This window comes from Neisseria bacilliformis, assembly GCF_014055025.1.
Taxonomy (GTDB): Bacteria; Pseudomonadota; Gammaproteobacteria; order Burkholderiales; family Neisseriaceae; genus Neisseria; species Neisseria bacilliformis.
Genome location: NZ_CP059571.1, coordinates 1,582,970 through 1,606,094 on the forward strand (window position 1 = coordinate 1,582,970; position 23,125 = coordinate 1,606,094).

The following is a 23,125-nucleotide window of genomic DNA, read 5'->3' on the forward strand; positions in this document are numbered from 1 at the left end:
ACGCTTGCTTGGATTTACAGCCGTTAATTTCAGGTTGTCTGAAAAGTAAAAAACAGCCTGCACAACCTGATTAGTTTACAGAACCCTTAGCCCCAACAGCCACCCGTCCTCTCTCCCGCGGGAGAGAGTTAGAGAGAGGGTAACAAGCCGCAAGGCTTGTATTTGGGCGGTTAGGGTGTTGGGAAAGATTGCCGCAACTCGGAGAATGCCCTCTCCCCAACCCTCCCCCACGGGGGAGGGAGCGGGTTACAGCAGATTCAGGCGTTGCAGGTCGTCTGAAAAAGAATGCCTGAAATATCAACGGCAGGAATTTTTCAGGTAGCCTTTATCGCAAGGCAGATGGAGCAGACGCCGCGAGCGTTTTTCAGACGGCCTTTGAACCCATCGGTAGCGTGTGTGGTGCAAGGCACGCGTGCGGTGGGTTGGGGTTTCAGGGAAAATGAAGAACGCGTGCGTACTGCACACACCCTACATGCAGGCTACGGCTTGCTATGTTAAATAATTTACATATAGTAATTTGAAGGAACATAACATGATAAGCGAGACACAATATGAACAAGAACTACGACTCTTTTTATCACAAACTCTATCAATTAAAGTAAATGCACAAACTCCGATAAAGATAAAAGATCATTGTTGGTATGCTGATCTTGATTTTTTTTATGAAAATATACATTATTTAGTAGAAATAAAATACTACCGATCTCCACTGATCCAATTAGATGTATTATATCGAGGTGCTGAACAGGCAACAAAATATGCTCAGTATTCTCAAAAAAATTCAGTACCAATTCTAATTGTTAATTGCCATGTAGAACTTAGCCAAAGGGAAGAATTAGAAAAATATTTCCCATCTTTAATTCTTATAGATAGAAATAATATACTTAAAACTGGGTACTTCAATACTGCTTACTTTCCTGAACTTAAAGATTATGCATATATAAGTAACGAGGATAAAAGTATTATAGACTTGCTTGCAGCAAAAAAAGAAATTAAAAGTATAATTGGAAAAGATAACTCTCTGTTAGAAAAAATTATTAACGAGAGTGGGAAACTAGCTCAAGAACTAAGAAATCTTGAAACAGGCAGAAAAAATAATGCCTGGAAATCTTATGAAGAGCTATGCGTCCGAATTATTCATCATTTATTCCGTGATCATTTGCGCAAATGGAATAAGGATAGTATCCAAGAAAATCTACACAAATTTTACCAACGTTCTATTATTAATGAAGAAACTGAAGAAACATTCCAATATAGAGATTTAGTTGTCCCCATTAATGATTATGACAAACTTCCAGTTTTTTGGAAATTTATTCGAGAAACATTAAATTGTTATTATATAACTTTTGAATTTAAAAATTACACAAATAAAATTAAACAAGAGCAAATTCATCTAACAGAAAAATATCTTTTGAAAACAGCTTTTCGTTCTGTTGCAATTATTTTTACTCGTAAGGGAGTTGATGATAATGGTAAATTTGCTATTAATGGAGCAATTAGAGAAAGTGGTAAAGTAATTATTGTGTTAAGTGATAATGATGTATACGAAATGCTTAACAATTCTTCGGATGCTACAGATTTATTATTTGGAAAAATTGACAACTTATTTTTGGATCTATCTAAATAAAATATAAGGACTATCCTCCATGCCCAAACGTACCGACCTAAAATCCATCCTTATCATCGGCGCCGGCCCTATCGTTATCGGTCAGGCCTGTGAATTTGACTATTCCGGCGCGCAGGCCTGCAAGGCTTTGCGTGAAGAAGGCTATAAAGTCATTCTGGTGAATTCCAACCCTGCCACCATCATGACCGACCCTGAAATGGCGGATGTTACCTACATCGAGCCGATTATGTGGCAGACGGTGGAGAAGATTATCGCCAAGGAGCGGCCCGATGCGATTCTGCCCACAATGGGCGGGCAGACCGCGCTGAACTGTGCGCTGGATTTGGCGCGCAACGGCGTGCTGGCGAAATACAATGTCGAGCTGATCGGCGCGACGGAAGACGCGATCGACAAGGCGGAAGACCGCGGCCGATTTAAGGAGGCGATGGAAAAAATCGGCCTCTCCTGCCCGAAATCCTTTGTCTGCCACACCATGAACGAAGCCTTGGCGGCGCAGGAACAGGTCGGCTTTCCGACGCTGATTCGTCCGTCTTTCACGATGGGCGGTTCGGGCGGCGGCATTGCCTACAATAAAGACGAGTTTTTGGCGATTTGCGAACGCGGTTTCGATGCGTCGCCCACGCATGAGCTGCTGATTGAGCAGTCCGTGCTCGGCTGGAAAGAGTACGAGATGGAAGTGGTGCGCGATAAGAACGACAACTGCATCATTATCTGCTCGATTGAAAACTTCGACCCGATGGGCGTGCATACGGGCGACTCGATTACGGTTGCGCCGGCGCAAACGCTCACGGACAAAGAATACCAAATCATGCGCAACGCAAGCTTAGCGGTATTGCGCGAAATCGGCGTGGACACGGGCGGCTCGAATGTGCAGTTTGCGGTGAACCCTGAAAACGGCGAGATGATTGTGATTGAGATGAACCCGCGCGTGAGCCGTTCGTCCGCGCTGGCTTCCAAGGCGACGGGCTTCCCGATTGCGAAAGTGGCGGCGAAGCTGGCGGTCGGCTTTACGCTGGACGAGTTGCGCAACGACATCACCGGCGGCCGCACGCCCGCGTCGTTCGAGCCTTCCATCGACTATGTCGTGACCAAAATCCCGCGTTTTGCGTTTGAAAAATTCCCCGCCGCAGACGACCGCCTGACCACGCAGATGAAATCGGTGGGCGAAGTGATGGCGATGGGCCGCACGATTCAGGAAAGCTTCCAAAAAGCCCTGCGCGGCTTGGAAACCGGCTTGTGCGGCTTCAATCCGAGAAGCTCCGACAAAGCGGAAATCCGCCGCGAACTGGCGAACCCCGGCCCTGAGCGTATGCTTTTTGTAGCCGATGCGTTCCGCGCAGGCTTCACGCTGGAAGAAATCCACGAAATCTGCGCCATCGACCCTTGGTTCTTGGCGCAAATCGAAGACTTGGTGAAAGAAGAGCAGCAGGTAAGTGCAGGCTGCCTGCAAGATTTGGATTTCGCCGCCTTACGTCGTCTGAAACGCAAAGGCTTCTCCGACAAACGCATCGCGCAGCTTTTGGGCGTAAAAGAAAAAGAAGTGCGCGAACACCGCTACGCGCTGAACCTGCATCCTGTGTATAAACGCGTCGATACCTGCGCTGCCGAGTTTGCCACCGAAACCGCCTATCTCTACTCTACTTACGAAGAAGAATGCGAAGCGCGTCCTTCCGACCGTAAAAAAGTGATGATTCTCGGCGGCGGCCCGAACCGCATCGGTCAAGGCATCGAGTTTGACTACTGCTGCGTTCACGCCGCGCTCGCCCTGCGCGAATCGGGCTTTGAAACGATTATGGTGAACTGCAACCCCGAAACCGTATCCACCGACTTCGACACCAGCGACCGCCTGTATTTCGAGCCGCTGACGCTGGAAGACGTGTTGGAAATCGTCCGCACCGAAAACCCGTGGGGCGTGATTGTGCATTACGGCGGCCAAACCCCGCTCAAACTCGCCAACGCATTGGTTGAAAACGGCGTGAACATCATCGGCACGTCCGCCGACAGCATCGATGCCGCCGAAGACCGCGAACGTTTCCAAAAAGTGTTGAACGACTTAGGCCTGCGCCAACCGCCCAACCGCATCGCCCACAACGAAGAAGAAGCGCTCGTCAAAGCCGAAGAAATCGGCTATCCGCTGGTCGTGCGCCCCTCTTACGTCCTCGGCGGCCGCGCCATGCAGGTCGTCCACTCCGCCGAAGAGCTGCAAAAATACATGCGCGAAGCCGTGCAGGTATCCGAAGACAGCCCCGTGTTGCTCGACTTCTTCCTGAACAACGCGATTGAAGTCGATGTGGACTGCGTTTCAGACGGCCAAGATGTTGTGATCGGCGGCATCATGCAACACGTCGAACAGGCAGGCATCCACTCCGGCGACTCCGGCTGCTCGCTGCCGCCCTACTCGCTCAGCGAAGAAATCCAAGACGAAATCCGCCGCCAAACCAAAGCCATGGCCTACGCGCTGGGCGTGGTAGGCTTGATGAACGTACAGTTTGCCGTACAAGACGGCGTGGTGTTCGTGTTGGAAGTGAACCCGCGCGCCAGCCGTACCGTGCCCTTCGTCTCCAAAGCCACCGGCGTGCCGCTCGCCAAAGTCGGCGCACGCTGCATGGCAGGCATTTCCCTGCAAGAGCAAGGCGTGGAAAAAGAAGTCGTCCCCGATTTCTATGCCGTTAAAGAAGCCGTGTTCCCCTTTATCAAATTCCCCGGCGTGGACACCATTCTCGGCCCCGAAATGCGCTCCACCGGCGAAGTGATGGGCGTGGGCGAAACCTTCGGCGAAGCCTACCTCAAAGCCCAGCTCGGCGCAGGCGAACGCATGCCCGCCACCGGCAAAATCTTCCTTTCCGTGCGCGAAGAAGACAAGCCGCTTATCGTGAAAACCGCGCAAAACTTCCAAGCACTCGGCTACGGCGTTTGCGCCACACGCGGCACGGCAGGCTACCTGAAAGAGCACGGCGTGGTGGTGCAGGCGGTCAACAAAGTGCCCGAAGGCCGCCCGCACATTGTGGACGCGATTAAAAACGGCGAAATCGCGCTGGTGGTGAACACCGTGGCCAGCAGCCCGCAGTCCGTGGCCGACAGCCACAGCATCCGCCGCAGCGCCCTCACCCAGCGCGTGCCGCAATACACCACCGTGGCCGGCGGCGAAGCCATGAGCGAAGGTGTGAAGAACCTGAATTCAACCAATGTGTACAGTGTGCAGGAGTTGCACGAGCGTTTGGGCAAATAAGGCAGCTTGAAAAGCAAAAGGCCGTCTGAAAACCGGAAAACAGGTTTTTCAGACGGCCTCTGTTATGTAGGCGGGGTGTGTCGCCCCGAGACGGCGCACGCGGTCTTGTCCGCATCACACAACCGCCGCCCCATACACCCCCGCCGAAACCGCGTGCGTGGCTGCACTGCACATCCTACCCGAACATAAAAGGCCGTCTGAAAAAGCGAAATCCGCTTTTTCAGACGGCCTTTTATGTTCCCGCATGGGAAAGACAGGTAGGCCGGGCATTCATGCCCGACCGACTCACCCCCTCCCCTGTGAGAAGGTAGGTTGGGTCTTGATCCAACAGCGCACGTGAACCCGCCGATGTTGGGTTTGCAACCCAACCTACCCAACTGCCGCACCGCAAAGGTTGCCCAAACCGCAGCAATCCCCAGCGAGCGGGAAAGGGAACGGGGTTTCAGACTGCCCGAAATTGTAGGTCGGATTCCCGAATCCGACGTTTTCCCGTAGGGGAACTTCCATTGCGGAGGGGAATGTCGGATACAGATATCCGACCTGCGCCCTGCCCTGCCGTGCCATAGAAAAGGCCGTCTGAAATCTGTTTTTGGCTGCGCCGGAACTTCGTTTTCAGACGGCCTCTGCTGTTTAGAAGCAGTGTTCGGCGGCGGGGAAGGTTTGGTTTTTGATGGCTTGGGCGTAGGCCCGGACGGCGGCTTGGATGCTGTTTTGTCCCTGCATGAAGTTTTTGACGAAGCGGGCGGTGCGGCCGGGGAAGATGCCGAGCATGTCGTGCATGACGAGGACTTGGCCGTCGCAGTCCGCGCCTGCACCGATGCCGATGGTGGGGGCGGACACGGCTTGGGTTACGGCTTTGCCGAGGGCGGCGGGGACGCATTCCATGAGGATCAGGGCCGCGCCGGCGGCGTCGTGGGCTTGGGCGTCGGCCATGAGTGCCGCGCCGCCGTCGGCTTTGCCCTGCACTTTGTAGCCGCCGAAGGCGTGGACGGACTGGGGGGTGAGGCCGATGTGGGCGCAGACGGGGATGCCGCGCAGTTGCAAAAATTCGGTGGTGTCGGCCATCCAGGTGCCGCCTTCGAGTTTGACCATGTGCGCGCCGGCGGCCATCAGTTCGGCGGCGGCGGCGAAGGCTTGTTCGCGGCTTTGCTGGTAGGCGCCGAAGGGGAGGTCGGCGACGATCAGGGCGTTTTTCGCGCCGCGTGCGACGGCGGCGGTGTGGTAGCGCATGTCGGCGAGGGTTACGGGCAGGGTGGAGCTGTGTCCCTGCACGGTCATGCCGAGGGAGTCGCCGACAAGGAGGGCGTCGATGCCGGCTTCGTCCATGAGGGCGGCGAAGGAGGCTTCGTAGGCGGTGAGCATGGCGATTTTTTCGCCGTCGGCTTTCATTTTTCTGAGGGTGTTGACGGTAATCATGGGAAGTTCTCGGTGTGGGTGGTTTTCAACTTTGTTTGAAGACAGGTGTTCAGACGGCCTTTTCGGTATGGTGCGACCGTGCACGCGGTTTTCAGACGGCTTGAACGGTTAAAGAACGCGTGCGCCGCCTTGGGGCGGCACATCCTGCCTCATCATCTGTTTGCGCTGTTTCACTATATCGGCTGCATCAGGCCGTCTGAAAACGGGTTTATATGTCTTTCAGGTTCAGGTAGTGGCGGTTGCCCTGCATGTGGCTGATGGTGCGCAGGAGCAGTTCGAAGTGGTCGTCGTTGCCAGTGAAGTCCATTTCGTCGTTGTTGGCGATGAGCAGGGGGGCGTTGTCGTAGAGGTGGAAGAAGCGGCGGTATTCTTCGTTGATGCGGCCGAGGTAGCCTTCGGGGAAGAGGTTGGGCATGCCTTCGCCGCGCGCGCGCAGGCGTTTTTCGGCCGCCGCGCCGCCGGTTTGCAGGTAGATGACGAGGTCGGGCACGGGCATTTCGGGCATGATTTTGTGTTTGGCTTCCCAAAACAGGGTTTGTTCGTTGGCATTTTCGTTGTCGTCGAGGACGACGGGGACGAAGATTTTGTCTTTTTCCAGCAGGAAGTCGGCGACGACGCGGCCGTTTTTGGCTTCTTCGGCGTTGATGATGTCGATGGCTTTGGCGCGGCGCAGCAGGAAGTGCAGTTCGGTGGCAAGGCCGTGGTTGGCGGCGTTTTGGTAGAAGAGTTCGAGGAAGGGGTTGGTTTCGGGGCTTTCGGTGAGGTAGAGGGCGTCGAAGTAGCCGGCCAGCCGCCGCGCCAGCTCGGATTTGCCGCTGCCGATTGCGCCTTCGACCACGATGTATCGGTAGTCCATTTTGTGTTGCTCGGTTCGCAATGTGTTTTTTGGAGGGCGGATTATACGGAATCGGGCGGGGGCTTTCCAATCGGGGGAAGGCACAGGCCGTCTGAAAGCGTGGTTTCAAGGAAGTTGAAACATGGTTTTCAGACGGCCTTTCGGGATTGCGCCAACTGTTGCAACCGCGTGCGTGGCTGCGCCACACACCCTACTTTATATCCGTGTGCGCCGCCCTACCCTTCGCCTCGGCTGCTGTTTTCCAGCAGGTGCAGGATGGCGGCGGCGGCGAGGCGGCGCAGCCATACGGCCAGGAGCAGTGCGGGGTAGAGGAGGAGCAGGCTGTGCGGATAGAGGCTTTCGGGCAGGGGGATGAGGAGCACCAGCGCGGCGGCGGCGGTTTCAAAAATCAGGCCGTATTGCCCCTGCATGGCGGCGCGGGCGGTGTGGGCGGGCAGCAGCAGCAGCCACAATGCGGCGGCGGGCAGGGCGGCGAAGGGGAGCAGCGGCAGGCCGAGGGCCGTCTGAAAACGGCTGTTGCGGCGGATGAAGGCGATGGCGCGTTCGTACAGTCCGGTGTGGGCGAACAGGATGTAGAGCGCGGCGTTGAGCCAGAGGATGCAGGAGGTGAGGGCGGGGATTTGCCAGGGGTCGCCGGTGGTTTTGGCAATCCACAGGGCGAGACCGGCGAGCGGCAGGTTGGCCAGTGCCCAGTTGATGTTGTTTTTGCCGTCGTATTCCGCGCCGAGATAGGGGAAGTAATACGTCCAGCCGACGATGCCGGCGCAGAAGAGGAGGAACTCGGCGGGCGTGCCTTCGCCGTAGCGTTGGGCGGGCTGCACGAGAAGGGCGAAAAGCACGGGCAGGAGGAACAGGTAAACGGGGGCGGCTTTCGCGCTGTATTTCACCGCCATCCATTTTTCGCCGAGGAAGCGGCCGAGCAGCGGGATGTAGAGCAGCGCGCCGAAGCCGACGGCGTAGAGGGTGGAGGCCAGAAGGGCGGCGGCGGCGGCACCGGCGGCGGCAAGGGGCAGTTGGAAGGCGGCGGTTTGGCTGCCTTCGCCGGGGGATTGCCACACGCCGAGGGTGATGCAGGCGGCGAGGATGACGATGAGCCACGCGCCGCGCCATTCGCCGCCCCATTCGAGCAGGCGGGAGAGCGCGGGGCGGTAGGCGGCCAGCGCGGCGCGTTCTTCTTCGCCGGTTTCGCCCGAGAGTTCCGGCCACACCACCATGGCGGCGCAGGCGGCGCGGAATCTGCGCCAGAAGCCGGGGCAGCTGCCGAGGAAGCGGTCGAAGGCGCGGGTGTAGCGGGTGCCGCCATCTTCTTGGAGGCCGTCCCCGCCGAAATCATGCGGGGATGACGTTTCTGAAAAGCCGTTCGCGGCATTCTGCGGGGCTTCGGCGGTGAGGGCGGCGATGCGGCGGTGGTGGGCGAGCTGCTGCGATTCGGCGGGGGTGAGGATGTGGTTGTACACGTCTTCGCCCCAGCGGAAATAGTCGGCCCACTGCGTCCAAATCAGCGGGTGGGCGATGTGGCGGCGGCGCAGGAAGGCGGCAAACTGCGGCGAAAGTTCTTCGGCCGCGCCCAGCGGCAGGCTGTCGAGCAGCTCGCGCAGCTGCGGCCAGCTTTGCGCCAGAGCGGGGCTGCCGCCGGCGGCGTGGCAGCGGGCGATGAAGGTGAGCAGGTCGGTGTGTTCGTCGAAATTGTTGTCCGAGCCGATGTCGAAGCCGTTGTCAAACCCGTCGTCCGAGCCGCACTTGGGCGCGGGCTGCGTTTCGGGCGGCGGCGCGGTGTCGGCGGCGTTTTCTGCACGGCGGCGGAAGTATTCGCGCCAGTGGCCGGCCAGCGGGCTGTCGGCGAGGTAGTGGCGCAGCAGGAAGCGGAAGGTTTCCTGTTCGAGCTGTTCGAGGCTTGCGTCGGGGAAGGCATCGAACAGGGCGAAGGTTTGGGCGCGGCGGTGGACGAGGGTGGCGAGGCCGCCGGCCTGATACCAGGCTTCGAGCTGCTGAAAGAGGTTTTGATATTGCAGGCCGAGAGCTGCGCCGCCGTCGCTGAGGCCGTCTGAAAAGGTGTTTTCGCGGTTTTCGGAAACGTCATCCCCGCGTGGTTTGGGCGGGGACGGCCTTTGTGTTTCGCCGCCGTTTTCGTACCAGGCGGACGACAACACGCCGTAGTTTTCATACCAGATGTCCACCAGTTCGGCGGACAGGCGGTGCGGATACGGCCAGGCGGCGAGGACGGCGGTGATGTCGTCGTAGTCTTCATAGCCGAAGCGGCCGATTTGGCCGGCAAACTGCGGCCACTGCGCCGCCAAGCCCGTGCTGCCGTAGTCCCAATAGGTTTTGCGGATGGCGGCGGCGAGCAGGCGCACGTTGTCGGAGGGCGGAGGGCTCTGGCCGTCTGAAAAATCTGAAAAACCGTTTTGCGCCATGTGCCGCCAGTATTCGAGTTCGCGCGCTTCGTCTTGGCCGAGGATGTGGCGGTAAAACGGGGCGAACCAGTTGAAATAGTCGGCGAAAAACAGGCGCAGCTGCGGGCTGTCGATGCGGGCGGTGCGCAGGAAGGCGGCGCAGGCGTCGGAAGCGTCGTCGTTTTGTTCGGGCGGCACGGCGTCGAGCAGCGCGCGCAGCTGCGGCAGGCGGTGCAGCAGTTCCGCGCTGCCGCCGCGTGCGGCGTAGTCGGCCAGCGCGGCGGAAACGGCGACAACGGGCGTGTCCGCACCCTGCGGCGGCGTTGCGCCCGCTGCGTTTGCGCGGCTTTCGGACACGTCATCCCTGCACGGTTCGGGCGGGGACGGCCTGCCGCCCTGCCCCGCCGGGCCGCATGCTTTGCGCCACAGGGTTTGCAGCTTTTTGGGCAGGCCGCGCGGCTGTTCGAGCCACTGCGCCAGATGGGCGGCGGCATCGGCGCGTTCGGTTTCGGGCAGGGACTGCATGTATGCGGCCAGCTGCGGCCAGGTTTTGAGCAGGCCGCGCCCGCCGGCGAGGTGGTGGATGCGGTGCAGGCGGGCGATGAAGGCTTCGGCGGTGTAATTGAGGCCGTCTGAAAACCCGTTATCGCCGTGCGGCGGGTATCCGGCCAAGTCTTCCGTACCGTTTTCGCTGTTTTCAGACGGCCTCCCGTTTTGTTTCGCGCCGTCTGCGCTGTCGTCAAACGCCCAATCATCGTCTTCATCTTCGTCCGCGCCGATATAGGGCGCGGCGGCGAGGGCGTCGTCGAAGGCTTGGCGCAGGCGTTGGTAGGCGGCCGCGTCGTCGTCGGGACGGGTGGTTTTCAGCAGTTTGGCGTAGGCGCGTTTGATGGCGCGTTCGTCGTTGGTGGGGGCGATGTTGAGGATGTGCCAGCAGGACATGGTTTCTTTCGGCGGCTTGGTTTTGTGGTGGTATGGGAGGGTTTTCAGAAACGTCATCCCCGCATGGTTTGGATGGGGACGGCCTCGGGGTCAATAAATCCTAAGGCTCGTCGCCAAGCTGGTAGCCCAGCCCGCGTTTGGTTTTGATGACGGACGCGCCGATTTTTTTGCGCAGGTGGTGGATGTGCACTTCCACGGCGTTGCTGTCCACTTCCTGATCCCAGCCGTAGAGCTTGTCTTCGATTTGGGCGCGGCTGACGATGTGTTTCGGGTTGGACACCAGCATTTCCAACAGCCGCCATTCGCGGGCGGTCAAGTCCAGCGGTTCGCCGCCAAGCGAGGCGGTTTGCGCGGCGGTGTCGAGGGTGAGGCGGCCGAATTTCAGCCCGCTGTCCGCCCTGCCCCGATGGCGGCGCACCAGCACATTCAGCCGCGCCGCCAGTTCTTCCAGCGCAAAGGGTTTGCACAGATAATCGTCCGCGCCGCCGTTCAGCCCCGCCAGGCGGTCGGGCAGCGCGTCGCGGGCGGTGAGGATTAACACGGGCAGGTTCACGCCGCTTTCGCGCCAGCGTTGCAGGATGTCCATGCCGTCGATATTGGGCAAACCCAAATCCAGCACAGCCGCGTCGTAGGGCGCGGCGGTGGCGGCGGCAAGCCCTTCGAGGCCGTCTGAAAACCAGTCGGCCGCCATGCCCAGCTTTTTCAAACCGGCGGCAATGCCGTCGCCGATGTGCGGGTCGTCTTCGATCAGCAGGATGCGCACGTTTGCTCCCTCAATTTAATTAAGTTGAAAAACAATGTGTTATAAAATATCCGGCCAAAAACGGTTTTCTTAAGGTTCGCTTAATCTTGCTTTGTTTTAATACGCCCCATCGAACAGGCGACGCGCCCGAAACCGAAAAACCATGTTTTTTAAACCGCCTTGAAAGGAAACCATCATGAAAAAATTTGTTTTCACCGCCCTGATTGCCGCCGCCGCCGCTTCTTCGTTTGCCGACGACCGCATCGAACGGCAGGTTTACAACGACGCCAATTTCGCGCAAAACCGCGCCAAAGCGGTGCAGATGCTGGAACAGCGCGGCTATCAGGTGCGCAACATCGAAGCCGACGACCACTGGGGTAAACCCGTTTTGGAAGCCGACGCCTACAAAAACGGCCAAGAATACGACATTGTGTTGTCCTACCCCGATTTGAAAATCATCAAAGAGAAAGTTGACCGATGAACCAGCCGACCCCGAACAACCCGAATCCCGCCCCCGAAACCGAAACTCCGACACAAGGAAAAATGATGAAAGCCGCAAACATGTTGAAACGCAATAAAAAATCCGTCATCGCCACCATTGCCGCCACCGCCCTCCTCGCCACGTCCGGCGCGGGCGCGTATGCCGCAGGCGTCGTCCCCGGCACCAAGCAGGCCGCCTTCGCCCAGGCGAAAGTCAGCGCGGCGCAGGCGGTGGATTATGCCGCCGCCAAGGCCAAAGGGCAGCCGGTGGAAGTGGACTTCCGCCACAAAAACGGCCGCAGCTACTATAAGGTGGAAATCGCCGACGGCACGGCGCAGCAGGAAGTGTACGTCAGCGCGGACAACGGCAGCATCATCGACAGCCGCCCCGACTACGACAGCAAGCCGCGCCGCCCCGTGCCGAATGTGGCCGTGTCGTTGAAACAGGCCATCGCCGCAGCCGAGGCGAAAACCGGCGGCAAGGCCAAGGACGCGGAGCTGAAATACAAGCGCGACCTGCCGGTGTACGAAGTGGAAACCGTCAACGGCGTGCAGAAACACGAAGTGCGTGTCGATGCCGCCAGCGGACAGGTGCTTTCCTCGCAGCTCGATTTGTAAACACGCAGTATAAACAAGCCTTTGAGGCCGTCTGAAAAGCGGGAAACCGTTTTTCAGACGGCCTCTTGCCCATCCGCGCCCTCCGCCGCCGCTTCGGCCAGCTGCGCGCGCAGCCATTTCTGCACCGGGTCGGCATGGCTGCGCTCGTGCCACAGCAGCAGCTCGCTGTATTCGCGCACGGCAAAGGGCAGCTCGCGTACCGCCAAGCCGCCCTGTCCCCGCACCAGATGCGAGGGCACCACCGCCAGCAGATCGCTTTGGCGCAGGATTTCGGGAATCTGCGCGAAACTCTGCACCGACACCGCCACTTCGCGGCGCAGCCCCGTCTGCGCCAGCGTTTCGTCCGCCGCGCCGGCGAAACTGCCGCCGTAAAACGAGCCCAACACAAAGCTCTGGCGGCAGAAAGCGTCCGTATCCCACGTTTCGTTTAAAACGGGATGGCCGCAGCGCATGGCGCAGACGAAGCGTTCGCGGTACAGCACTTTGTGGCGCAGACGATCGGGCGCAGCCACGTGGGCGGCCACCGCCGCATCCAGTTTGCCCCGCGCCAGTTTTTCCTCCATCTGCTCGCGGCCAGGGTGAAAAATGCCGTTTTCACCTTCAGCGCAAGCGTCTACAATCCGGCGAATAAAGGGGATGGCGACGGCGGAAAAAGCGTCGTCGGCAATGCCCGCCTTGAACACCGTGTCCAACTCGGACGGCTCGAAGGCCGCGGGCTGCAACAGCGCGTCGATGTCTCCGAAAATCCGCGCCAGCGGTTCGGCCAGGGCGGCGGCACGTTCGGTGGGCACCATGCCCTGCGGCGTGCGCACTAGGATTTCGTCGCCGAAATACTGCCGCAGCCGCGCCAGCATTCCGCTCACCGCCGGCTGCGACAGAGCCAGCCGGCCGGCGGTGCGGGTTACGCTGTGCTCCTGCAAAAGCACATGCAGGGTTTTGAGCAGGTTCAAATCGAGATTGGCGGGCAGTTTCACAAAACGCTCCGGTTGGGTCAGGACGCAAGAACGGACAGGCCGTCTGAAAAACGCAAACCGCACGGGCGGCAAACGCATTTTCAGACGGCCTCTGCCTTACGCCAGCACCATCACCGCCTCGGCCTCCACCTGCACGCCTTTGGGCAGGGCGGCCACGCCGACGGCGGCGCGGGCGGGATAGGGTTGGACGAAATATTCGGCCATCACTTCGTTAAACGCCGCGAAGTTGGACAAATCGGTGAGGTAGGTGTTCAGCTTCACCACATCGCCGAGCGAGCCGCCCGCCGCCTCGGCCACCGCGCGCAGGTTTTGGAACACCCGGTGCGCCTCGGCGCGGAAATCGCCGCCGCCGACCACCGTCATCGTGGCCGGATCAAGCGGAATCTGGCCGCTCAGGTAAACCGTGCCGCCCGCCTTCACGGCCTGGCTGTACGCGCCGATGGCGGCGGGGGCGGCGTCGGTGTGGATAATCTGTTTGCTCATGGTCATAACCCTTTCGTTAAGAAATCGGCATATAATAACATTTTTTAACCGCAGGCCGTTTGGGAAGCTGTTCAAAATCTCTGCGCAAGGTGTCCGCCGACGCAGAAATTCCGAACAGATTCCGAAACGCCGTCGGCAAAAAAGGAAAACCATGCAGCCCCAGCCCGCCCCGAAAATCTTTCTTTTCGTCCCCGGCAACCGCCTCGACCTGATTCCCAACGCCTTCGGCATCGGCGCGGACGAAGTCGCCGTCGATTGGGAAGACGCGCTGGCCGAAGCCGAAAAAGACCAGGCCATGCTCGATCTGGCGGCCTACTGCGGCAGCGGCGACGCGCGCGAAATCTGGCTGCGCGTCAATTCCGCCGACAGCAGCCGCTTCGCGCGCGACTGCCGCGCCCTCACCGAACTGCCCGCCGTCAAAGGCGTCATCCTGCCCAAAGCCGAACGCCCCGCCGACATCACCGAGCTGCACCTGGGCTGCGGCAAAAGCGTCATCGCCCTGATCGAAACCGCCAAAGGCATCCTCAACCTGCCCCAAATCGCCTTCGCCCAAGGGCTGCACGCCCTCTCCTACGGCTGCCTCGATTTGTCGAACGAACTCGGCCTCAATTTCGGCACGCCCGCCGCCGACACCTTCTTCAACCGCCTGCGCACCGACCTTCTGCTGCACAGCCGCCTCAACGGCCTCTTCCCGCCCATCGAAACCGTCTTCCCAAACTTCTCCGACGACGAGGGCCTGCGCCGCCACACGGTATTCTGGCGCGACATGGGCTTCGGCGGCATGCTCTGCATCCACCCCAAACAGGTCGCCCTCGCCAAAATCCTGCTCCAACCCGCGCCCGAAGACGCCGCCTTCGCCGAAAAAGTGCTCGCCCAAGCCGAACACGGCCGGGGCGTGTTCCAAGTGGACGGCAAAATGGTGGACGCGCCCGTTATCGCGCGGGCGAAAAAACTGCTCGGACGCGGCTGAGGCCGTTTGAAAAAAGCAAAACGGCCTTTCTGTATAATCCGCCTTTTCCGACACACCAAACAGGAGCAGAAAAATGGCCGCCGCCCCCGAAGCCAAATACACCGAAGAAACCGTGCTGTGGGTCAAACGCCACACGCCCAAACTCATCACCTTCGCCATCTCCCGCCCCGAAGCCTACCGCTTTGCCGCCGGGCAGTTCTCCCGCCTCGGCTTTCCCGACGGCGAAGGTTTTGTCTGGCGCGCCTATTCCGTCGTGTCCGCCGAATACGCCGACACCCTCGAATATTTCGCCGTGCTCATCCCCGGCGGCGCAATGTCGGAAAAGTTCGCCGCCATGAAAGCGGGCGACACCATCCTGCTCGACAAAGCCGCCACCGGCTTCCTGCTGCCCGAACGCTTCCCCGACGGCAGCGAGCTGGTCATGCTCTGCACCGGCTCGGGCATCGCCCCCTTCCTCTCCATCCTCGAACAGCCCGAAGTCTGGCAGCGTTTCGAGCGGCTTGTCCTCGCCCATTCCGTCTCCCACGCAAACGAACTCATCTTCAACGGGCGCATCACCGCGCTGCAACAGCACCCGCTGGTGGCAGAACACGCCGCCCGCCTCACCTTTATCCCCGTGCTCACCCGCGAAACAAGCGGCGCAACCCTCTACAAACGCCTGCCCGAGCTGCTGAAAAGCGGCGAACTTTCCACAGCCGCCGGCTTCCCCTTCACCCGCGAACACACCCGCTTCATGCTCTGCGGCAACCCCGCCATGGTCAAAGACACCTTCCAAACCCTGCTCGACGCGGGCTTTGCCATGCACCGCAACCGCATCCCCGGCCAGATACTGATGGAAAACGGCTTCTGAACGCGCGGGCGCGCCAACCCGATACACCGAGGCCGTCTGAAAAACGTATTCCGCCGCAGCGCAAGCGTTTTTCAGACGGCCGCTCCGCCCTGCTGACAAAAAGCGGCACACCGTGCCAAGAAAACGGAAACTGTGCTAGAATCGCGCCCTTATTTTGCCCGCGCAAACCACAAACCGGCGCAGGCGCAGACACCTTGCGGGCAGGCCGCCCTGCCCCTCCGACCAACCGAACCAAATTTAAGGGTTTACCATGACCGTAACATTAGAAACACTGGACAATCTCGAACGCAAAGCCGTCCTCTCCCTGCCCTGGGCGGCCATCAACGCCGAATGCGACAAACGCCTGAAACAAACCGCCCGCCGCGCCCGCATCGACGGCTTCCGCCCCGGCAAAGCCCCGCTGGGCATGATTCAGTCCATGTACGGCGCAGGCATCCAAAACGACGTCATGAACGAGCTGGCGCAGAAAGCGTTTTTCGACGCCGCCCTTGCCGAAGGCTGGAAAATCGCCGGTATGCCCCGCCTCGAAGGCATCGAAGGCCAGGACGACCCGGAAAACTTCCGTTTTTCCGGCGTGTTTGAAGTGTTCCCCGAAGTAAAAATCGGCGACCTCTCCACACAGGAAATCGAAGAGGTTGACGCCGCCGTCGGCGATGCCGAAGTGGAAAAAACCATCGAAATCCTGCGCCAGCAGCGCACCCGCTTCAACCGCGTCGAACGTGCCGCGCAAAACGGCGACCGCGTCATCATCGATTTCGCCGGCACCATCGGCGGCGAAGCCTTTGAAGGCGGCTCGGCGCAAAACTACGCCTTCCTCCTCGGCCAGGGCCAGATGCTGCCCGAATTCGAAGCCGGCGTGAACGGCCTCAAAGAAGGCGAAAGCAAAGACGTGGAAGTCAACTTCCCCGAGGACTACCACGGCAAAGACGTGGCCGGCAAAACCGCCGTGTTCGCCATCACCGTGCGCAACGTCGCCGAACCCGTGCTGCCCGAAGTGGACGAACAGTTCGCCAAAGCCCTCGGCATCGCCGACGGCAGCGTCGAAACCATGCGCGCCGAAGTGAAGAAAAACGTCGAACGCGAAGTGAAACGCCGCGTTGCCGCGCAAAATAAAGAAGCCGCCATGGACGCCCTCCTGGCCGTGAGCGAGTTCCCCGTGCCCAAAGCCCTGGTGGCCGACGAAGCCGAACGCCTCGCCGCCGAAATGAAACAAAACTTTATCAACCAAGGCATGGCCGACGCGAAAAAACTCGACCTGCCCGCCGACATGTTCCAAGAACAGGCCGAACGCCGCGTCCGCCTCGGCCTGATTCTCGCCGAAATCGTCCGCGCCAACGGCCTCGAACCCAAACCCGAACAAATCGACTCCGTCATCGCCGATTTTGCCGAAAGCTACGAACACCCGCAGGAAGTCGTCGACTGGTACCACGCCGAAAAAAGCCGCCTCGACGGCCCGACCTCCCTCGCCGTCGAAGCCAACGTTACCGACTTCGTGCTGGGCAAAGCCAAAGTGAACGCCAAAACCCTCACCTTTGACGAAGTGATGGGCAACAAAGCCTAAGAGGCCGTCTGAAAAGCAATTTTCAAACACACAAAGCACCGAAGCAGCCGACGCGCTTTGGTGCTTTTTCCAAACAATCTGCACAGCAAACAATCTGCACAAAGGAGCGGAACATGTTCCCCGAAATCAGCAACAACACCCTCATCCCCACCGTTATCGAACAAAGTGGGCGCGGCGAACGCGCCTTCGACATCTACTCGCGCCTGCTCAAAGAACGCATCATCTTCCTGATCGGCCCGGTAAACGACCACACCGCCAACCTCGTCGTCGCCCAAATGCTGTTTCTCGAAAGCGAAAACCCCGACAAAGACATCTTCTTCTACATCAACTCCCCCGGCGGCTCGGTAACCGCCGGCATGTCCGTTTTCGACACCATGAACTTCATCAAGCCCGACGTGTCCACCCTCTGCCTCGGCCAAGCCGCCAGCATGGGCGCATTCCTGCTCTCCGCCGGCGCAAAAGGCAAACGCTTCGCCCTGCCCCACAGCCGCGTCATGATCCACCAGCCCCTGATCAGCGGCGGCCTCGGCGGCCAGGCTTCCGACATCGAAATCCACGCCCGCGAACTGATCAAACTGAAACAAACCCTGAACGAACTCTTGGCCAAACACACCGGCCAGCCGATCGAAAAAATCGAACGCGACACCGACCGCGACAACTTCATGTCCGCCCAAGCCGCCAAAGAATACGGCCTGATCGACCAAGTCATCGCCACCCGCGCCGACGCCGCAAAACCCGCAGGTGCTTGACGGCACAGCCGCGCCGCGAAGCAAAAGGCCGTCTGAAAAACGGAAATCCGGTTTTCAGACGGCCTTTGACATTCAGGCAGGGTGAGTGGCGCAGCCACGCACGCGGTTTCGGCGGGGGGTGCGGGATGGCGGTTGTGTGATGAGGACAAGACCGCGTGCACGGCTTGGGCGGCACACCCTACGCGGGAGGTGGAGGCCGTCTGAAATCCGCATTGCGTTTTCAGACGGCCTTTTTCTATGGTACGGCGGGGGTCAACAGTCGTAGGTCGGATACTTGTATCCGACATTGCCGTTGTTGCGGCGGGATTTTCCCCTTGCGGGAAAACGTCGGATTCGGAAATCCGTCCTGCGGTTAAACAACAGAAACAGAGGCCGTCTGAAAATCCGTAAACCGGTTTTCAGACGGCCTGTTTGTTATGCGGCGCAAACACTATGCGGCGGCGGGTTCGCGGCGCAGCAGGGTGATGAGTTCGGCGATGCGCGCTTTCATTTCGCGGCGGTCGGTGATTTGGTCGATCGCGCCTTTTTCCAGTAGGAATTCGGCGCGCTGGAAGCCTTCGGGCAGGGTTTCGCGCACAGTTTGTTCGATGACGCGCGGGCCGGCGAAACCGATCAGGGCGTTGGGTTCGGCGAGGACGATGTCGCCGAGGAAGGCGAAGCTGGCCGACACGCCGCCCATGGTCGGGTCGGTGAGTACGGAGATGAAGGGCAGCCCTTTTTCGCTCAAAAGGTGCAGCGACGCGCTGGTTTTGGTCATCTGCATCAGCGAGTTGAGCCCTTCCTGCATCCTCGCGCCGCCGGAAGCGGCCACGCAGACGAAGGAGCAGCCGTCGGCGGCGGCGCGGCGCACGCCCTGTACGAAGCGTTCGCCGACCACGGATCCCATCGAGCCGCCGATAAAGCGGAATTCAAAGGCGGCCACGACGACGGGCTGGCCGTTGAGGCGACCTTTCACCACCACCAGCGCGTCGTCTTCGCCGGTGGCTTTTTTCGCGGCACTGAGGCGGTCGGGGTATTTTTTGCTGTCTTTGAATTTTAGGATGTCGGTGGGTTTGACGGCCACGCCGATTTCTTCGCGGCCTTCGTCGTCCAGCAGCAGGTTGATGCGCTCGCGCGCGCCCAGCGGGTTGTGGTAGCCGCATTTGGGGCAGACTTTGTCGTTCTGCACGAGATCGGTGGTGTACACGGTGGCGGCGCAGGAGGGGCATTTGTGCCACAGCCCTTCGGGCACGGCGGATTCGCCTTTGCCTTCGCGTTTGATTTTGGGCGGGAGGATTTTGTCGAGCCAGCTCATGGGTTCTCCGTTTCAGACGGCCTGTTGCGCCGTCGGGTGCTTGCTTGGGAAGGGGCGGATGGTAGCCAAAGAAGAGGGTTTAGGCAAGGCCGTCTGAAAAGCCGTTTTCAGACGGCCTTATGCCGTAAAAACCGAAAACCGCGTGCACACACCCTGTAACGGATTTGACACGGGTCAGGCGGAGCAGAGGCCGTCTGAAAAACCGTTTTGCGCTTTTGCCGCGTTGGCACGGCGTTTTTCAGACGGCCTCTATTGCCGTTTTCAGTTCCCTGACCAACGCGCCGACGGCTTGGGCTTCGCGGCCGGGGTTGGCTTCGATTTCTTTGACGATGCGGCTGCCGACGATAACGGCATCGGCGGCGGCGGCGATTTTTTTCGCGCTGGCCGCGTCGGAAATGCCGAAGCCCACGCCGATGGGCAGGCTGATGTGGCGGCGCAGGAGGGCGAGTTTGGCGGCCACTTCGTCGGTGTCGAGCGCGGCGGAGCCGGTTACGCCTTTGAGGGAGACGTAATAAACGAAGCCACCGGCGAGTTCGGCGATTCGGGCGATGCGTTCTTCGCCGGTGGTGGGGGCGACGAGGAAGATGGTGTCGAGGCCGTGGCGGCGCAGCGCGTCGTGCAGCGGGGCGACGGTTTCGATGGGGCTGTCTACGGTGAGCACGCCGTCCACGCCTGCGGCGGCGGCGGCCTCTGCGAAGGCGGCGTAGCCTGTTTTGTGGACGGGGTTGAGGTAACCCATAAGGACGACGGGGGTGTCGGCGTTGCTTGCGCGGAAGCGGCGCACGATGTCGAGCACGGTGTGCAGCGACACGCCCTGCGCGAGGGCGCGTTCGGCGGCGCGCTGGATGACGGGGCCGTCAGCCATCGGGTCGGAAAAGGGCACGCCCAGTTCGATGATGTCCGCGCCGGCATCGGCAAGGGCGTGCATCAGGCGCAGGGTAGTGTCGGGGTCGGGGTCGCCGGCGGTGATGTAGGGAATGAGGGCTTTTGCGCCGTTAAGGCGGGCGAAGGTTTGGCTGATTCTGCTCATGGTGGGTTTTCCGGTTGGTACTCGGGCGGCGTTTGCCCGCGCAAAAAAGGCGGCCTTTTTACTATATTTCAGGCCGTCTGAAAAGGCGGTTTGGCCGCGCCGGCGCGGGTTTGGGCGCAGTTATTTCAGGCGTAGGGTGGCGGAGAGGGGGAGGTGGTCGGAGAGGTAGAGCCAGGGTTCGCCGCTGTGCAGGCGGGCGTCGAGGATTTCGAGGTGGCGGGTGTAGATGCGGTCGAGGCTGAGCACGGGCAGGCGGGCGGGGAAGGTTTTGGGCAGCGTGCCGCGCCGGTCGAGGAACACTTCAGTGAGGCCGAGCGTGCGGCCGATGTTGAGCGGGGATTTGTGCCGCCAGTCGTTGAAGTCGCCGGCGAGTATCAGCGGCGCGTCGGGCGGGATGTAGGCGGTAACGTATTCAAAAATAGCGACATATTGTTTGACGCGGTCGCGTTCGAGCAGGTTGAGGTGGGCGCACAGGCAGACGATGGGGGTTTCCCAGCCTTCGGGGCGGATTTCGCAGTGCAGCACGCCGCGTTTTTCCAGGCGGTTGACCGTGATGTTGAGGTTGCGTTCGCTGAGGATGGGCAGGCGGCTGATGATGGCGTTGCCGTGGTGTTTGTGCGGAAAGACGGCGTTTTTGCCGTAGCTGGGGTGGTAGTCGAGATAGTCGGCGATGATGTCGTGCTGCGGCTTGGCGGGAAAACCGGACAGCTTCGCTTCGCGCGGCAGGTTCTGCCCCTGCACTTCCTGCAAAAACAGGATGTCGGATTTGAGGCTGTCGAGCGCGGCGGCCATGTCGCCGATCTGCACTTTGCGGTTGAGCGGCGACATGCCTTTGTGGATGTTGTAGGTGGAAACGGTAATCGGGTTATTCATGGCGCAATGTGTCGGGGTTTTGTTTTGTTTTCAGTTACGGTGAAGCGGCGTTTTGTATGGTTTAGTTGTCTGAAACAGTATCTAAAACAGCATTGGAAAATTTCAGACGGCCTCCAAACGGCAAAAAACGCGTGCGCCTGCTTTTGCAAAACCGCGCTTTCAGACGGCCTTTACAGTATAACCCGCCCCACGCCCGCTTTGCGCTAAAATGCGCGCTTTTTTCTCCCAGCGGACAAACCGAAATGTTGGTACTCGGCATCGAATCTTCCTGCGACGAAACCGGCGTCGCCCTCTATTCCCGCACGCACGGCCTGCTTGCCCACCGCCTGCACACGCAGATGGCCATGCACGCCGAATACGGCGGCGTCGTGCCCGAGCTGGCCAGCCGCGACCACATCCGCCGCCTCGTCCCGCTCACCCGCGCCTGCCTTGCCGACGCCGGCAAAAGCCATGCCGACATCGACGCCGTCGCCTACACCCAAGGCCCCGGCCTCGGCGGCGCGCTGCTGGCGGGCGCGTCTTACGCCAACGCGCTGGCCTTCGCCCTGGGCAAACCCGTCATCCCCGTCCACCACCTCGAAGGCCACCTGCTCTCGCCGCTCCTCTCCGCCGACCCGCCGCCCTTCCCCTTCGTCGCCCTGCTCGTCTCCGGCGGCCACACCCAATTCATGGCCGTGCGCGGCATCGGCGACTACACGCTCCTGGGCGAAAGCGTGGACGACGCGGCGGGCGAAGCCTTCGACAAAACCGCCAAACTGCTCGGCCTGCCCTACCCCGGCGGCGCGAAACTGGCCGAACTGGCCGAATCCGGCCGACCCGGCGCGTTCGACTTCCCCCGCCCCATGCTCCACTCGCACGATTTGCAAATGAGCTTCTCCGGCCTGAAAACCGCCGTGCTCACCGCCGTGGAAAAAGTCCGCGCCGAATACGGCGGCAGCGTGCCCGAACAAACCCGCAACGACATCTGCCGCGCCTTTGAAGACGCCGTTACCGACGTGCTCGCCGCCAAAGCGCGAAAAGCCCTCGCCGACACCGGCTGGCGCACCCTCGTCGTTGCCGGCGGCGTGGGCGCGAACCGCAAACTGCGCCGCCGCCTGTCCGAAATCACCGTCCGCGCCGCCGCAAAAGGCCGTCTGAAAACACCGCCCGAAGCCGTGCGCACCTACTTCCCGCCCCTCGAATACTGCACCGACAACGGCGCAATGATCGCACTGGCCGGCGCAATGCACCCCGAACGGGCGCAGCCGGCGCAGGGATTCGACGTCAAACCCCGCTGGCCGCTGGCGGAGATTGTCTCCCAGGCCGTCTGAAAAACGGGTTTGTTTTTTCAGACGGCCACATCCGCGCCCCATTCGCCGACCAAAGCTACTACCTCAACCTCCCCATCCGCCGCGACCACGCCGAAGCCGCCGTCGAAGCCCTGTTTGACTGCCTGCTGCGCCAGTTTAAACATTAAAGCTGCGCGCACCGTTTACCATGCAGCCTGAAACCCGCGCCAAAGGAACCCCCATGACCACCCCAGACCCCGAAAACGACGCAGACCTAGAAATCAGCGAAAAAATAGAAGAAAGCCGCTGCATAGAACAGCTAGGCTACGAAAACTTCATCCGCCTGTGCATCCAATTCACCCGCGAAGCCATGCTGCACCACAACACCCAAACCCCAGCCACCGCCGACCTGCAACACGCGCTGGACTTCCTAGACGACAAAACCACCGCCGCACTAGAAACCCGCCTAGACACCGCATGGCAAGATTACCGAAAATGCCTCCGTCAAAGCGACCCCGCCGCCGACATCCGACGGCTCACCCTTATCTTTCTCTCCCCCAACCTGCTGCACAACATCGAAGAAGACGACCAGCCCGACAGCTACGACTTCCTATTCCTCAACCTGCTGTGGGACATCAATCCCAGCCTGTGCCACCAATTTTGGAACTACCTCACCGCCCACATAGAGGCAGCCTGAAAACGCCCCCGCAGGGTTGCACGCCGTTCAAAAGCAGCCTGTGCCGTGCACCGCATCCGCACGTTTCCCAAAA

General features: G+C 60.0%; 20 protein-coding genes. 10 read left to right on the forward strand and 10 right to left on the reverse strand.

The window, feature by feature from the left end; all coding sequences use genetic code 11:
• Positions 1-532 precede the first annotated feature (532 nt).
• Together H3L91_RS07720 and carB are read left to right on the forward strand one after the other, a co-directional pair.
• Positions 533-1,627, forward strand: coding sequence for a hypothetical protein (locus H3L91_RS07720; protein ID WP_007343151.1), 1,095 nt, complete (start codon positions 533-535; stop codon positions 1,625-1,627).
• Positions 1,628-1,646: 19 nt separating this feature from the next.
• Positions 1,647-4,856 (forward strand): carbamoyl-phosphate synthase large subunit, encoded by a 3,210-nt coding sequence (carB, locus tag H3L91_RS07725; protein WP_007343152.1) that lies wholly within the window; start codon positions 1,647-1,649, stop codon positions 4,854-4,856.
• 630 nt (positions 4,857-5,486) lie between these two features.
• On the opposite strand, the gene panB is transcribed toward carB, so the two are convergent.
• The 4 genes from panB to H3L91_RS07745 form a co-directional block, all read right to left on the reverse strand.
• Positions 5,487-6,272 carry a 3-methyl-2-oxobutanoate hydroxymethyltransferase gene (gene panB / locus H3L91_RS07730; RefSeq protein WP_040658992.1) on the reverse strand — a complete coding sequence of 262 codons (786 nt, stop codon included), beginning with the start codon at positions 6,270-6,272 and terminating at the stop codon, positions 5,487-5,489.
• A 208-nt stretch (positions 6,273-6,480) separates the two neighbouring features.
• Positions 6,481-7,128: a deoxynucleoside kinase gene (locus tag H3L91_RS07735; RefSeq protein ID WP_040658994.1), complete on the reverse strand. Its 648-nt coding sequence runs from the start codon at positions 7,126-7,128 to the stop codon at positions 6,481-6,483.
• 215 nt (positions 7,129-7,343) lie between these two features.
• Positions 7,344-10,520, reverse strand: coding sequence for a J domain-containing protein (locus H3L91_RS07740; RefSeq protein ID WP_007343157.1), 3,177 nt, complete (start codon positions 10,518-10,520; stop codon positions 7,344-7,346).
• A gap of 43 nt (positions 10,521-10,563) precedes the next feature.
• Entirely contained in the window at positions 10,564-11,226 is a 663-nt protein-coding gene (locus H3L91_RS07745) for a response regulator (RefSeq protein ID WP_007343158.1), read from the reverse strand.
• A 175-nt stretch (positions 11,227-11,401) separates the two neighbouring features.
• On the opposite strand from H3L91_RS07745, the gene H3L91_RS07750 reads away from it, so the two are divergent.
• Entirely contained in the window at positions 11,402-11,686 is a 285-nt protein-coding gene (locus H3L91_RS07750) for a PepSY domain-containing protein (protein ID WP_007343159.1), read from the forward strand.
• Positions 11,683-12,303 carry a PepSY domain-containing protein gene (locus tag H3L91_RS07755; RefSeq protein WP_007343160.1) on the forward strand — a complete coding sequence of 207 codons (621 nt, stop codon included), beginning with the start codon at positions 11,683-11,685 and terminating at the stop codon, positions 12,301-12,303. The genes H3L91_RS07750 and H3L91_RS07755 overlap by 4 nt, the downstream gene beginning before the upstream one ends.
• Positions 12,304-12,356: 53 nt before the next feature.
• Here H3L91_RS07755 and H3L91_RS07760 read toward each other — a convergent pair whose 3' ends face one another.
• The gene (locus H3L91_RS07760; RefSeq protein ID WP_040658996.1) at positions 12,357-13,277 is read right to left on the reverse strand and encodes a LysR family transcriptional regulator; all 921 of its coding nucleotides are present in this window, start codon (positions 13,275-13,277) and stop codon (positions 12,357-12,359) included.
• A 96-nt stretch (positions 13,278-13,373) separates the two neighbouring features.
• Positions 13,374-13,760, reverse strand: a complete 387-nt coding sequence (locus H3L91_RS07765) for a deaminase RidA (protein WP_040659569.1) — start codon at positions 13,758-13,760, stop codon at positions 13,374-13,376.
• 151 nt (positions 13,761-13,911) lie between these two features.
• On the opposite strand from H3L91_RS07765, the gene H3L91_RS07770 reads away from it, so the two are divergent.
• The 4 genes from H3L91_RS07770 to clpP all read left to right on the forward strand — a co-directional run bounded on the left by H3L91_RS07770 (position 13,912) and on the right by clpP (position 17,890).
• Positions 13,912-14,730 (forward strand): HpcH/HpaI aldolase/citrate lyase family protein, encoded by an 819-nt coding sequence (locus H3L91_RS07770; RefSeq protein WP_007343164.1) that lies wholly within the window; start codon positions 13,912-13,914, stop codon positions 14,728-14,730.
• 73 nt (positions 14,731-14,803) lie between these two features.
• Entirely contained in the window at positions 14,804-15,580 is a 777-nt protein-coding gene (locus H3L91_RS07775; protein WP_007343165.1) for a ferredoxin--NADP reductase, read from the forward strand.
• Positions 15,581-15,830: 250 nt separating this feature from the next.
• Positions 15,831-17,141: a trigger factor gene (gene tig, locus H3L91_RS07780; protein WP_007343166.1), complete on the forward strand. Its 1,311-nt coding sequence runs from the start codon at positions 15,831-15,833 to the stop codon at positions 17,139-17,141.
• Positions 17,142-17,254: 113 nt separating this feature from the next.
• Positions 17,255-17,890, forward strand: a complete 636-nt coding sequence (gene clpP / locus H3L91_RS07785; protein ID WP_007343167.1) for an ATP-dependent Clp endopeptidase proteolytic subunit ClpP — start codon at positions 17,255-17,257, stop codon at positions 17,888-17,890.
• 430 nt (positions 17,891-18,320) lie between these two features.
• Here clpP and accD read toward each other — a convergent pair whose 3' ends face one another.
• The 3 genes from accD to H3L91_RS07800 form a co-directional block, all read right to left on the reverse strand.
• Positions 18,321-19,184, reverse strand: a complete 864-nt coding sequence (gene accD / locus H3L91_RS07790; RefSeq protein ID WP_007343169.1) for an acetyl-CoA carboxylase, carboxyltransferase subunit beta — start codon at positions 19,182-19,184, stop codon at positions 18,321-18,323.
• Between the two features lie 238 nt (positions 19,185-19,422).
• Positions 19,423-20,214, reverse strand: coding sequence for a tryptophan synthase subunit alpha (trpA, locus tag H3L91_RS07795; RefSeq protein WP_007343171.1), 792 nt, complete (start codon positions 20,212-20,214; stop codon positions 19,423-19,425).
• Positions 20,215-20,334: 120 nt separating this feature from the next.
• Entirely contained in the window at positions 20,335-21,087 is a 753-nt protein-coding gene (locus H3L91_RS07800; protein ID WP_007343172.1) for an endonuclease/exonuclease/phosphatase family protein, read from the reverse strand.
• Positions 21,088-21,329: 242 nt separating this feature from the next.
• Between H3L91_RS07800 and tsaD the strand changes: the two genes are divergently transcribed.
• Positions 21,330-22,397: a tRNA (adenosine(37)-N6)-threonylcarbamoyltransferase complex transferase subunit TsaD gene (gene tsaD, locus H3L91_RS07805; protein ID WP_007343174.1), complete on the forward strand. Its 1,068-nt coding sequence runs from the start codon at positions 21,330-21,332 to the stop codon at positions 22,395-22,397.
• 17 nt (positions 22,398-22,414) lie between these two features.
• On the opposite strand, the gene H3L91_RS12495 is transcribed toward tsaD, so the two are convergent.
• A complete protein-coding gene (locus tag H3L91_RS12495; RefSeq protein ID WP_007343175.1) occupies positions 22,415-22,540 on the reverse strand; it encodes a hypothetical protein in 126 nt (41 codons plus the stop codon).
• A 56-nt stretch (positions 22,541-22,596) separates the two neighbouring features.
• Here H3L91_RS12495 and H3L91_RS07810 point away from each other — a divergent pair, with 56 nt between their 5' ends.
• Positions 22,597-23,052: a hypothetical protein gene (locus tag H3L91_RS07810; protein ID WP_152902437.1), complete on the forward strand. Its 456-nt coding sequence runs from the start codon at positions 22,597-22,599 to the stop codon at positions 23,050-23,052.
• Positions 23,053-23,125: the final 73 nt, after the last annotated feature.